General features: G+C 57.3%; 10 protein-coding genes. 6 read left to right on the top strand and 4 right to left on the bottom strand.

What is annotated here, in order from left to right; all coding sequences use genetic code 11:
* Positions 1-4: 4 nt before the first annotated feature.
* The 6 genes from mhpD to mmuM all read left to right on the top strand — a co-directional run bounded on the left by mhpD (position 5) and on the right by mmuM (position 6,649).
* Positions 5-814 carry a 2-keto-4-pentenoate hydratase gene (gene mhpD, locus OGY18_RS02395; RefSeq protein WP_286546311.1) on the top strand — a complete coding sequence of 270 codons (810 nt, stop codon included), beginning with the start codon at positions 5-7 and terminating at the stop codon, positions 812-814.
* Entirely contained in the window at positions 811-1,761 is a 951-nt protein-coding gene (gene mhpF / locus OGY18_RS02400; protein WP_003830924.1) for an acetaldehyde dehydrogenase, read from the top strand. Before mhpD ends, mhpF begins: the two co-directional genes overlap by 4 nt.
* Positions 1,758-2,771, top strand: coding sequence for a 4-hydroxy-2-oxovalerate aldolase (mhpE, locus tag OGY18_RS02405; RefSeq protein ID WP_148362365.1), 1,014 nt, complete (start codon positions 1,758-1,760; stop codon positions 2,769-2,771). Before mhpF ends, mhpE begins: the two co-directional genes overlap by 4 nt.
* Positions 2,772-2,840: 69 nt before the next feature.
* Positions 2,841-4,052: a 3-(3-hydroxy-phenyl)propionate transporter MhpT gene (mhpT, locus tag OGY18_RS02410; RefSeq protein ID WP_286551591.1), complete on the top strand. Its 1,212-nt coding sequence runs from the start codon at positions 2,841-2,843 to the stop codon at positions 4,050-4,052.
* A gap of 274 nt (positions 4,053-4,326) precedes the next feature.
* Complete coding sequence (mmuP, locus tag OGY18_RS02415; RefSeq protein WP_286551594.1) at positions 4,327-5,730, top strand: S-methylmethionine permease; 1,404 nt, start codon at positions 4,327-4,329, stop codon at positions 5,728-5,730.
* Positions 5,717-6,649, top strand: a complete 933-nt coding sequence (gene mmuM, locus OGY18_RS02420; protein ID WP_057067128.1) for a homocysteine S-methyltransferase — start codon at positions 5,717-5,719, stop codon at positions 6,647-6,649. Before mmuP ends, mmuM begins: the two co-directional genes overlap by 14 nt.
* Before the next feature lie 108 nt (positions 6,650-6,757).
* Here mmuM and fbpC read toward each other — a convergent pair whose 3' ends face one another.
* The 4 genes from fbpC to uhpC form a co-directional block, all read right to left on the bottom strand.
* Complete coding sequence (gene fbpC, locus OGY18_RS02425) at positions 6,758-7,804, bottom strand: ferric ABC transporter ATP-binding protein (RefSeq protein ID WP_003830930.1); 1,047 nt, start codon at positions 7,802-7,804, stop codon at positions 6,758-6,760.
* An 11-nt stretch (positions 7,805-7,815) separates the two neighbouring features.
* Positions 7,816-9,894, bottom strand: coding sequence for an ABC transporter permease (locus OGY18_RS02430; protein ID WP_008783887.1), 2,079 nt, complete (start codon positions 9,892-9,894; stop codon positions 7,816-7,818).
* A 68-nt stretch (positions 9,895-9,962) separates the two neighbouring features.
* Positions 9,963-10,994: an ABC transporter substrate-binding protein gene (locus OGY18_RS02435; protein ID WP_286551597.1), complete on the bottom strand. Its 1,032-nt coding sequence runs from the start codon at positions 10,992-10,994 to the stop codon at positions 9,963-9,965.
* Positions 10,991-12,295: an MFS transporter family glucose-6-phosphate receptor UhpC gene (gene uhpC, locus OGY18_RS02440; RefSeq protein ID WP_003830933.1), complete on the bottom strand. Its 1,305-nt coding sequence runs from the start codon at positions 12,293-12,295 to the stop codon at positions 10,991-10,993. The genes OGY18_RS02435 and uhpC overlap by 4 nt, the downstream gene beginning before the upstream one ends.
* Positions 12,296-12,316: the final 21 nt, after the last annotated feature.

A 12,316-nucleotide genomic window follows, 5' to 3' on the forward strand; every position in this document is an offset into this window, starting at 1 on the left:
GGACATGACGAATCGTAATCTTGAGCAGCTGGCCGCCGATTTACGCCTGGCTGAAGAAAAAGGGGAAGCCATCGCCCCACTGCGTGAATTGATTGGTGTGGATAACGCCGAAGCGGCCTACGCCATTCAGCGCATCAACGTGCAGTACGACGTGGCGCGCGGGCGTCGCGTGGTCGGGCGCAAAGTGGGGCTGACGCACCCGAAAGTGCAGCAACAGCTGGGTGTCGATCAACCGGACTTCGGTACGCTGTTTGCTGATATGTGTTATGGCGATAACGAAACCATCCCGTTTTCCCGTGTGTTGCAACCGCGTATTGAAGCCGAAATTGCGCTGGTGCTGAACCGCGATCTGCCCAATACCGACACCACTTTTGACGAGCTCTACAACGCCATCGAGTGGGTCCTTCCCGCGCTGGAAGTGGTCGGCAGCCGTATCCGCGACTGGTCGATCAAATTTGTTGATACCGTGGCGGATAACGCCTCCTGTGGCGTGTATGTGGTCGGCGGTCCGGCCCAGCGTCCGGCAGGATTAGATCTGAAAAACTGCGCGATGAAAATGACGCGCAACAACGAAGAGGTCTCCAGCGGGCGCGGCAGCGAATGCCTGGGACATCCGATCAACGCCGCCGTCTGGCTGGCGCGCAAAATGGCCAGCCTCGGCGAGCCGCTGCGTGCCGGAGACATTATTCTCACCGGAGCGTTAGGCCCGATGGTGGCGGTGAATGCGGGCGATTGTTTTGAAGCCCATATCGACGGTATTGGTTCAGTCGCCGCCACCTTTTCAGCGGCGGATACAAAAGGAAGTCAGTCATGAGTAAGCGTAAAGTCGCCATTATCGGCTCCGGCAACATCGGTACCGATTTGATGATAAAAATTCTGCGTCACGGCGTGCATCTGGAAATGGCGGTGATGGTCGGTATCGATCCAGAATCTGATGGCCTGGCGCGTGCCCGACGCATGGGCGTTGCAACCACCCATGAAGGGGTGACAGGGCTTATCGCCATGCCGGAATTCGCCGATATCGACATCGTGTTTGACGCCACCAGCGCAGGCGCGCATGTGAAGAACGATGCCGCGCTACGTGCCGTTAAACCAGGCATCCGCCTGATCGATCTGACGCCCGCGGCAATCGGTCCTTACTGCGTGCCGGTGGTGAATCTGGCAGCCAACGTTGATCAGCAGAACGTCAATATGGTGACCTGCGGCGGACAGGCAACCATCCCAATGGTGGCGGCAGTTTCTCGCGTTGCAAAAGTCCATTACGCCGAGATTATCGCCTCGATCGCCAGTAAATCGGCGGGGCCGGGTACCCGCGCCAATATCGACGAGTTTACCGAAACTACCTCGAAGGCGATTGAAGTGGTCGGCGGCGCGGCAAAAGGCAAAGCCATTATTGTCCTTAACCCGGCCGAGCCGCCGCTGATGATGCGTGACACGGTGTATGTGCTGAGCGAAGCGGCCTCTGAGGTTGAAGTTGAAGCGTCTATTAATGAGATGGCGGCGGCGGTGCAGGCCTACGTGCCGGGCTATCGCCTGAAACAGCGTGTCCAGTTTGAAGTCATCCCGGAGGATAAACCGGTGAATCTGCCGGGTATCGGCCAGTTCTCTGGGCTGAAAACTGCGGTGTATCTGGAAGTGGAAGGCGCGGCGCACTATTTACCAGCCTACGCGGGCAACCTCGACATTATGACCTCCAGCGCGCTGGCGACCGCTGAGAAGATGGCACAGTCCCTCGCTCGTCAGGCAGGAGAAGCAGCATGAACGGTAAAAAACTCTATATCTCTGACGTGACCCTGCGCGACGGTATGCACGCTATTCGTCATCAATATTCGCTGGAGAATGTACGCCAGATAGCCAAAGCGCTGGACGACGCACGGGTTGATTCTATTGAAGTGGCCCACGGCGACGGTTTACAAGGTTCCAGCTTTAACTACGGCTTTGGTGCGCACAGCGACCTGGAGTGGATTGAAGCGGCGGCGGACGTGGTGAAGCATGCCAAAATTGCCACGCTGTTGCTGCCGGGTATCGGCACTATTCATGACCTGAAAAATGCATATCAGGCCGGCGCACGGGTAGTGCGCGTGGCGACCCACTGCACTGAAGCAGACGTGTCGGCCCAGCATATTCAGTATGCGCGTGAGCTTGGCATGGATACCGTCGGTTTTCTGATGATGAGTCATATGACCACACCGGAGAACCTGGCGCAGCAGGCGAAGCTGATGGAGAACTACGGCGCGACCTGTATTTATGTGGTCGATTCCGGCGGCGCAATGAACATGAGCGATATTCGCGCCCGCTTCCGCGCACTGAAAGCGGTGCTGAAGCCGGAGACGGAAACCGGAATGCATGCGCATCACAACCTGAGTCTCGGCGTGGCGAACTCCATTGCCGCGGTAGAAGAGGGGTGTGACCGTATCGACGCCAGCCTGGCCGGGATGGGCGCAGGCGCGGGCAACGCGCCATTGGAAGTGTTTATCGCAGCTGCGGAAAAACTCGGCTGGCAGCATGGAACCGATCTCTACGCACTGATGGACGCCGCCGACGATTTAGTGCGTCCACTACAAGACCGCCCGGTGCGGGTGGATCGTGAAACGCTGGCGCTGGGCTATGCCGGGGTGTACTCCAGCTTCCTGCGTCATTGCGAAGTGGCGGCAGCACGTTATGACCTGAGCGCAGTAGATATTCTGGTGGAACTGGGCAAACGTCGGATGGTGGGCGGCCAGGAAGATATGATCGTCGACGTGGCGCTGGACCTGCGCAACCGCAAATAAAAAATGATTACGCGGCTGGCAACGTATCAGCCGCGATTCACCTGCATCGTGACCTCAGAGGGACATCTTATGACGACCCGTACCCCCGCATCTTACCGCCTGACGTTGACTGTTGGGCTTTGCTTTTTAGTTGCCCTGATGGAAGGGCTGGATTTACAGGCCGCTGGTATCGCTGCCGTCGGTATCGCCCACGCGTTTGCGCTGGATAAAATGCAGATGGGCTGGATCTTCAGTGCGGGCATTCTCGGGCTGCTGCCCGGCGCGCTGGTGGGTGGCATGCTGGCTGACCGCTACGGCCGCAAGCGTATTCTCATTGCCTCTGTGGCGCTGTTCGGCCTGTTCTCGCTGGCGACGGCGATTTCCTGGGATTTCTCATCGCTGGTATTTGCCCGTCTGATGACCGGTGTCGGGCTGGGCGCGGCGTTGCCGAACCTGATCGCGCTGACCTCCGAGGCGGCGGGCCCGCGTTTTCGCGGTACGGCGGTGAGTCTGATGTACTGTGGTGTGCCGATTGGTGCGGCGCTGGCGGCAGCGCTCGGGTTTAGCGGTCTTGCCTCCGCCTGGCAAACGGTGTTTTGGGTAGGCGGGGTGATCCCGCTGCTGCTGGTGCCGCTGCTGATGCGCTGGCTGCCGGAATCACAGGTTTATACCCAACAAACGCAAGTGGCCGCCGCACCGTTGCGTACCCTGTTTGCGCCAGCGACGGCGAGTGCCACGCTGCTGCTGTGGCTGTGCTATTTCTTCACCCTGCTGGTGGTGTATATGCTGATCAACTGGCTGCCGATGCTGCTGGTGGAGCAGGGCTTTCAGCCCTCGCAGGCGGCGGGTGTGATGTTTGCTCTGCAAATTGGCGCGGCCAGCGGCACGTTAATTCTCGGGGCGTTAATGGACAAACTGCGCCCGTTGGTGATGTCACTTTTGATCTACACCGGGATGTTGGCTTCACTGCTGGCGCTGGGTACGGTGTCGTCATTGAGCGGCATGCTAATGGCGGGATTTGTGGCGGGGATGTTTGCCACCGGCGGGCAAAGCGTGCTGTATGCACTGGCGCCGCTGTTTTACAGCACGCAGATCCGCGCCACAGGCGTGGGTACCGCCGTCGCAGTCGGGCGTCTGGGGGCGATGAGCGGTCCGCTGCTGGCAGGGAAAATGTTAGCGCTCGGCACCGGAACGGTAGGAGTGATGGCGGCTTCTGCGCCGGGCATTTTGCTGGCAGGCCTGGCGGTATTTATTCTGATGAGCCGCAAATCGCAGATGCCGTTCCCGGCCAGCGGTGCTTAAGCACTCATCCGGTTGTGGGAGTGGGGAGATTTGATTCCCACTTCCGGGTGAACGCCGTCAGTCAACTGTGTTGCCAAAGTTTAGATAAAACATGGCAACGGAGGCGTTATGAGCTGGCGGCCCTTTTTGTATCTGATTATTAATCCCCACCCGCTATTAAGCGCCCGGCGCGGTCATCTGCGTCTGGTGCAGGGTTGACTTTGCATTCTGTTAACAAACACGGTATAACAAACCTTCTTTGGATGTTTAGATGTCCATACGTTTAGAAGGTTATATGCAAACAACACAACAAAATGCGCCACTGAAGCGCACAATGAAAACGCGTCACCTGATTATGCTTTCCTTGGGTGGCGTGATTGGCACAGGGTTATTCTTCAATACCGGGTACATCATTTCCACCACCGGAGCGGCGGGAACGCTACTGGCCTATCTGATTGGCGCGCTGGTGGTCTGGCTGGTCATGCAGTGTCTGGGCGAGCTGTCGGTCGCGATGCCGGAGACCGGGGCGTTTCACGTTTATGCCGCGCGCTATCTTGGTCCGGCTACTGGGTATACCGTGGCCTGGCTCTACTGGCTGACCTGGACCGTGGCGCTGGGTTCAAGCTTTACCGCCGCTGGATTCTGTATGCAGTACTGGTTTCCACAGGTGCCGGTATGGGTCTGGTGCGTGGTGTTCTGCGCGATTATTTTTGGTCTGAATGTTATCTCCACACGCTTTTTTGCCGAAGGGGAGTTCTGGTTCTCGCTGGTCAAGGTGGTCACTATCATCGCCTTTATCATCCTCGGTGGGGCGGCGATTTTCGGCTTTATTCCGATGCAGGATGGCTCGCCCGCGCCGGGGCTGAGTAATATCATGGCGGAAGGCTGGTTCCCGCACGGTGGCTTACCGATTCTGATGACTATGGTGGCAGTGAACTTTGCTTTTTCGGGTACCGAGCTTATCGGCATTGCCGCCGGTGAAACGGAAAACCCGCGCAAAGTTATCCCGGTAGCGATTCGTACTACCATCGCGCGGCTGATTATTTTCTTCATTGGCACCGTGTTTGTGCTGGCGGCGCTGATCCCGATGCAGCAGGCGGGCGTGGAGAAAAGCCCGTTTGTGCTGGTATTTGAGAAAGTAGGGATCCCGTACGCCGCTGATATTTTTAACTTCGTGATCCTGACAGCTATTCTTTCTGCAGCTAACTCCGGTTTGTATGCTTCTGGGCGCATGCTGTGGTCGCTGTCGAATGAACGTACGCTACCTGCCTGTTTTGCGCGAGTAACGAAAAACGGTGTACCGCTGACAGCGCTGTCGGTCAGTATGCTCGGTGGTGTGCTGGCGCTATTTTCCAGCGTGGTGGCCCCGGACACGGTATTTGTTGCGCTGTCGGCAATCTCCGGGTTTGCGGTGGTGGCGGTGTGGCTGAGCATCTGTGCCTCGCATTTTGTTTTTCGTCGCCGTCATCTGCAACAAGGTAAGGCATTGAGTGAATTACATTATCGCGCGCCGTGGTATCCGCTGGTGCCGGTATTAGGTTTTGTGCTGTGCCTGGTGGCCTGTGTAGGGCTGGCATTCGATCCAGCGCAGAGAATTGCGTTGTGGTGCGGGTTACCGTTTGTTGCGTTGTGCTATGGTGCTTATTTCCTTACTCAACCCCGAAACGCAAAACAGGAGCCAGAACATGTCGCAGAATAATCCGTTACGCGCTCTCCTTGATAAACAGGATATCCTGCTGCTGGATGGCGCGATGGCGACGGAGCTGGAAGCGCGAGGGTGTAACTTAGCCGACAGCCTGTGGTCAGCCAAAGTGCTGGTAGAAAACCCGGAGCTTATCCGCGAAGTACATCTTGATTACTACCGGGCGGGGGCGCAATGCGCGATCACTGCCAGCTATCAGGCGACGCCGGCGGGCTTCGCCGCGCGAGGCCTGGATGAAGCGCAGTCGAAAGCGCTGATTGGCAAAAGCGTGGAGCTGGCGCGTAAAGCCCGTGAAGCGTATCTGGCAGAGAACCCGCAGGCAGGAACGCTGCTGGTGGCGGGATCCGTTGGGCCTTACGGCGCGTATTTGGCGGATGGCTCTGAATACCGTGGCGATTATCATTGTAGCGTTGAGGCGTTCCAGGCGTTTCATCGCCCGCGCGTGGAAGCCTTGCTGGATGCCGGGGCCGATCTGCTGGCCTGCGAAACCCTGCCGAATTTTGCCGAGATTGAGGCGTTGGCTGAGCTGTTGACCGCATATCCGCGTGCGCGGGCGTGGTTCTCATTTACCCTGCGCGACAGCGAGCACCTGAGCGACGGTACGCCGCTGCGTGACGTGGTTGCGTTGCTGGCGGGTTATCCGCAGGTGGTGGCGCTAGGCATTAACTGCATTGCGCTGGAAAACACCACCGCTGCGTTGCAGCATTTACACGGTTTAACGGCGCTGCCGCTGGTGGTGTATCCGAACTCGGGCGAGCAGTACGATGCGGTGAGCAAAACCTGGCATCATCACGGTGAGCATTGCGCGCAACTGGCGGATTATCTGCCGCAGTGGCAGGCCGCTGGCGCCCGGTTGATTGGCGGGTGCTGTCGCACCACGCCTGCGGATATCGCCGCGCTAAAAGCGCGAAGCTGAGAGTTTATCGGGCCTACTTCGTTCATTGTAGGCCTGATAAGCGCAGCGCATCAGGCATTGCCGGATGGCGGCACAAGCGCCTTATCCGGCTTACAAAGCCACAAAACGTTATGCCGCATCCGCCAGAACAAACATGCCGTACGGATGGATTTCGAGATAATACTGCTCGCCGACGTCCGGTTGCAGACGCGTAGCGTTGACCTGCAATAAAATCTCCTGCCCGTGCCATTCCACCGTCACTTCATACTGCGGCCCCATATAGGCGACGTGGCGGATCACGCAGCGCTGGCTCTCCTCGCCGCGATCGCTGAGCGTGATCGCTTCCGGGCGCACACCGACCATCCCTTCGCCCTGCGTACCAAAGTGCAGCGGACGCGGCAGATGATAGCCGTAGATATCAACGTATCTGTCGCTGAAGGTAGCCGGGAACAGGTTGGCATCGCCCATAAAGCTCGCCATAAAGCGGGAGGCGGGCTGGCGGTAAAGATCCTGCGGTGAGCCGATCTGCATGATGTGTCCCTTGTTCATCACCAGCACGGTATCAGAAACCGCAAAGGCTTCGCTCTGATCGTGGGTGACGTACAGCGAGGTGATATCAAACTGCTTTTGCAGCTCGCGGATCTTGTCACGCATACTGCGACGCAGGTTGGCGTCGAGGTTACTCAACGGCTCATCAAACAGCAGCACTTTCGGCTTGAGGATTAGCGCGCGGGCCAGCGCCACGCGCTGCTGCTGACCGCCGGAGATCTGGTCGACAAAGCGGTCTTCGAATCCTTCCAGATCCACCATCGCCAGCGCCTCTTTGACGCGGGCTTTCAGCTCTGCGCGCGGTACGCCGAGCATTTTCAGGCCATAACCGACGTTCTCTCCCAGCGACATATGCGGGAACAGGGCATAGGACTGAAACACCATGCAGATATCGCGCTGCTGAATAGAGCGATGGGTGACGTCTTCGCCATCAATGAAAATTTGCCCTTCGCTCGGTTTTTCCAGCCCGGCAACCAGGCGCAAAATGGTGGTTTTGCCGCAGCCGGACGGGCCGAGCAGGGTTACCATTTGCCCCTGCGGGATGGTGAGGTTGATATTGTCTATTACCGTATTACTGCCAAATCGTTTAGTGACGTTGCGCAGTTCAACGAAATTTTTCTGAGTCATAGTGCGCTCCATTACGCCTGGTTTTTGGCTTTTGAACGGGAGGTACGTGATTCGCCGATCAGCCAGTCAAAGATAAAAATAATCGCCAGCATCACCACGATCAGAATGGAACCGTAGGCAATCGCCACACCGTATTCGCCATCTTCAACGCGGTTCAGGATGTAGGCCGTCGCTACGCGGGTATCCGGCGTGACGAGGAACACAATGGCGCTGACGGTGGTAATGGCGCGCACAAAGCTGTAAATCAGTGCCGAAAGGATCGCCGGACGCAGCAGCGGCAGCAGGATATGCGTAATGGTCCGCAGCGAACCGGCACGCAGGCTGAGCGAGGCTTCATCGAGCGATTTATCGATTTGGCCTAAACCCGCGATGCCTGCGCGGATACCGACCGGGACGTTACGCATCACCATTGAGATAATGACGATGGCGGCGGTGCCGGTGAGGTACACCGGAGCGCTGTTAAAGGCCAGAATGTACGACACGCCCGCGACGGTGCCCGGAACGGCAAAGCACAGCATGGTGGTGAACTCGATGGTCTTCTTGCCTTTAAACTGCTGGCGCACCACGATCCAAGCGATCAGCAGGCCAAAGATCGCGGTGATCGGCGCGGCAATCCCGGCGTAGAGCAGGGTGTCGAGCAGTGAAGGCCACGCGCCGTCGCTCATCCCCTGACCGAACAGTTTGGTAAAGTTCGCCAGCGTCAGGGTGTAGTCCACGCCCCAGTTGACGGTGAAGCTACCGTAGAAAATGCTGCCGTAGAGCAGGGCGTTAAAGGCAATCCACACTGCCAGCAGTGCGACCACGCTCCATACCAGCGTCACAGGCAATGGCTGTACGTCGCCCCGGTAGGATTTGCCGGAAACGGTGACGTATGAGCGTTTACCAATCCACATATACTGCACGCAGAACACCAGCAGCGAAAACAGCAGCAGGAAGGCACCCAGCGTACTGGCGGCCTGGTAGTCAAGCTGCGAACCGGTGATGTAGAAGTAGATTTGCGTTGCCAGCACGTCGAAGTTACCGCCGAGCACCAGCGGGTTACTAAAGTCGGCCAGTGACTGCACGACCACAATCAAAAAGGCGTTAGCCAGTGCGGGTTTCAGCAGCGGGACAAACACGCCGTTAAAGGTCTGCCAGCGGCTGGCACGCAGGGTGTATGACGCTTCTTCCAGCGACGGATGAATGGTTTTGATTGCGCCGTCGAGGATCATAAACGCCATCGGCGTAAAGGCCAGAACCTGCGCCAGCCAGATGCCGGTAAAGCCATACAGCCAGTTGGTGTTGGTTAAACCAAACCATTCGACCATAAACTCGGTGATGTAACCGGAGCGTCCCATCATCAGCGTGACGCCTAAACCGACGACAAACGGCGGAGTGACGATCGGCAAAATCGAGAAGATACGTCCGATTATAGCGCTGCGTCTGGCGATACGGGTGGTGTAGATAGCCAGTACCAGACCAAAGAAGGTACAGCCGACGCCGACGGCAATCGACAGCATAATCGAGTTGAGGATCACCTGAATGATATGCGCCTGCGACAGCACATTCATAAATGCCAGCGGGGCAAATTCCCCGGCGTCGTTGGTGAACATCGGAATGAAAATGGCGATGCTTGGCCAGACGATAAAAATACCGATCAGCGCGACAATCGCGGTAAGCGAGCCGATGACGAAACGGTCACCGCCCAGCCATTCGAGGCGGGTGAGCGCCAGGGTCATGATTGCACCAAGCGCCACAAACAGCACGATGGTGGCATAGCCTAAGCCGCGACCCTCAAGGGTGGCGCTGGCGACAATAAAGGCCATACAGAAAAATGCCCAACCCGCGTCAAGATAATGGCGGCTGCGCTGTTCGCGCCTGGCTTCATGGAATGGGCGCACCAGCAGCAGACTTGGCAGCAGATACCACAGCCAACTGATATTGAACTGCGACCAGCCGTAGGCGGCGAGTATTTCTTCCCGCGTTGACTCCAGCAGACCGTAGTCCAGGCTCCAGCTCGGCAGCAGGGCAAACGCCAGCCAGCCGAGCAAAACCCAAAGAAATATCGCATCCCGTTTTTTTACGGGATGGAGTGCAAGTGTGTGTGACATAGCGTTTCCGGTAATGTAGGCCGGGTAAGGCGTTTACGCCGCACCCGGCAAATGAACGCAACGTGGGCTTATTTACCCATCTTAACTTCGCTAACCCACTTATTGATCAACGACTTACGTACGTCGGTCGAGCCGTACTTATCCATGTCGTAATTGATAAGCTTCAGGTCGTCGAGCTTCAGCGAGTTAGGAGAGGTTTCGGCGGTGGTGTTGGTCAGGATCTGATAGGATTTGCCTTTCTTCCACGCCAGCTCCTGTGCGTCTTTCGACAGCACCCAGTCAACGAACAGTTTGGCGTTGTCGACGTTGCGCGCGCCTTTCAGGATGCTGACGCCGCCGATTTCATAACCGGTGCCTTCGCATGGAGAAATCAGTTCCAGCGGTGCGCCCTGTTCTTTTTCCAGCGAGTAGTCGTGCAGGAAGCCGATGCCGATAGCCGTTTCACCGCGGGCGGCGTTACGCGCCGGGGCAATGCCGGATTTGGTGTATTGAGAGACGTTGGCGTTGAGCTGTTTCAGGTAATCAAAGGCCTGATCTTCGCCCCACAGTTGAGCAAAGGTCGCCAGCGCGGTGTAGGCGGTACCGGAGCTTTGCGGGTCAGCAATCTGGATTTCGCCCTTGTATTCCGGTTTGGTCAGATCCTTCCAGCATTTTGGCACCGGCAGGTTTTTCTCTTTCAGGCGCTGGGTATTAACGCCAAAGCCCAGAATACCGACGTAAACCGCCGAAGAGAGGTTACCTTTGACCTTTGCGGGATCGCGGAATTTCTCCATGATCTGTTCGAGGTTTGGTGATTTATACGGCTGTAGCAGACCCATTTCACCGGCCTGAGATTGTGGATCCAGCGTACCGCCGTACCACACATCCGCCTGCGGGTTTTTCTTCTCTGCATCCACTTTCGCCAGCGTACTGCCCGAGCCGTTGCGAATGAATGAGGTTTTCACATCATATTTTTCACCGAAGGCTTTGGTTTCGGTTTCGCACATCTCGTTGGTGGCGCTGCAATACACCACCAGGCGGCCCTGCGCCTGGGCTGCGTTGCTGAAGGCCGCCAGCGTCAGAGCGGAAGCAATCAGGGTAGAGGTAAGCGTCAGTTTCATTGTTTTATCCTTTGACTGAGAGAAGGGGTAATGCCCGCAATGAGCAACGGCATCAGCAATAAACCCATAAAGACAGCGGCAACCGAGAGCAAACTGAACATTCCCGACCAGCCGTAATGTTCTATGACCAACGACAGCGGCCAACCCGCCAGCGCGGCCCCCAGATAGGCGAAAAGCCCGAGAAAACCGGTAATTGAACCTGCCGCCGCTTTGTGTCCGCATTCAACGGCTGCGAGGCCAATTAGCATCTGTGGGCCAAACACAAAAAAGCCCACGGTAAAGAAACACACTGCCAGTAACGCGTAGTGGTGCACTGGTGCCAGCCACAGTGCGGCGACGGAAACCATCAGCCCCAGCGTGAACAGCAAAATCATCGGCGCACGTTGACCGCTGAACAGCAGATCCGATCCCCATCCGGCAAACAGCGCCCCCAGCAAGCCGCCAACTTCAAACAGCATCACCGTGGCATTGGCGCTGAGCAGATTCACGCCGTGGCTTTCCGTCAGCCAGATATTGCCCCAGTCGTTGAGCGCAATGCGGATCAAGTAGACCAATACATACGACACGCCGAGCAACCAGATCATCGGGTTTTTCAGCATGGTGGTGCGCAACATTTGCCACAGCCCCATCGGCGGGCTTTGCTGCTCCTGGCGTAGCTCCAGCGGGTCATGCCGCCATTCCCCAACCGTGGGTAATCCTTCTTCCTGGGGCGTGCCTTTCAATTGCAGGGTGAGCCAGATTCCCAATGCCATGCTGATTATCCCCGGTGCCAGCATGGCTGCCTGCCAGCCCCACCAATGGGCGGCAAAAGCGCTAATCAGCGGGATAATGGCGCCACCGATATTGATCGACATATTCCAGCAGCCCCACCAGAAGCCACGTTCGTTGCGCGAGTACCAGTGGGTCAGTAGTCGGGCACAGGGCGGCCAGCCCCACCCCTGAAAAAATCCGTTCAGCGTCCAGACCACCAGCAGCAGCGTCAGCGATTCCCCAAAGGCGAACAGCACGTTTAAAACGCCGGTAGCAAACAGGCCAATTCCCATAAATGCGCGCTGTCCGTGGCTGTCGTGCCACAGCCCAGCGGTAAATTTCGACAAACCATAGGTCAGATAAAACAGTGACCCAAGCAGGCCGATATCGCCTTTATCCAGACCCAGATCCGTTTGCAGCGCCGGGAGGACGTAGTTAACGCTTTTGCGCGTCAGATAAAACGCGGCGTAACCAATTACCATACACATCAGCAGCCGGGGGCGTAGCGCCCGGTATTGTTGGTCTGTTTCGCTGGCTGAGCGTGTATGCATGGCAGTCTCCGTTTGTGCTGA

Origin of the sequence: Citrobacter sp. Cpo142, from assembly GCF_030332425.1 — a bacterium.
In the GTDB taxonomy this organism is placed as follows: Bacteria; Pseudomonadota; Gammaproteobacteria; order Enterobacterales; family Enterobacteriaceae; genus Citrobacter; species Citrobacter portucalensis.

Coding starts and splice junctions, on each gene's coding strand:
- mhpD (WP_286546311.1), top strand. CDS start 5: ATGACGAATCGTAATCTTGAGCAGCTGGCCGCCGATTTACGCCTGGCT.
- mhpF (WP_003830924.1), top strand. CDS start 811: ATGAGTAAGCGTAAAGTCGCCATTATCGGCTCCGGCAACATCGGTACC.
- mhpE (WP_148362365.1), top strand. CDS start 1,758: ATGAACGGTAAAAAACTCTATATCTCTGACGTGACCCTGCGCGACGGT.
- mhpT (WP_286551591.1), top strand. CDS start 2,841: ATGACGACCCGTACCCCCGCATCTTACCGCCTGACGTTGACTGTTGGG.
- mmuP (WP_286551594.1), top strand. CDS start 4,327: ATGCAAACAACACAACAAAATGCGCCACTGAAGCGCACAATGAAAACG.
- mmuM (WP_057067128.1), top strand. CDS start 5,717: ATGTCGCAGAATAATCCGTTACGCGCTCTCCTTGATAAACAGGATATC.
- fbpC (WP_003830930.1), bottom strand. CDS start 7,804: ATGACTCAGAAAAATTTCGTTGAACTGCGCAACGTCACTAAACGATTT.
- OGY18_RS02430 (WP_008783887.1), bottom strand. CDS start 9,894: ATGTCACACACACTTGCACTCCATCCCGTAAAAAAACGGGATGCGATA.
- OGY18_RS02435 (WP_286551597.1), bottom strand. CDS start 10,994: ATGAAACTGACGCTTACCTCTACCCTGATTGCTTCCGCTCTGACGCTG.
- uhpC (WP_003830933.1), bottom strand. CDS start 12,295: ATGCATACACGCTCAGCCAGCGAAACAGACCAACAATACCGGGCGCTA.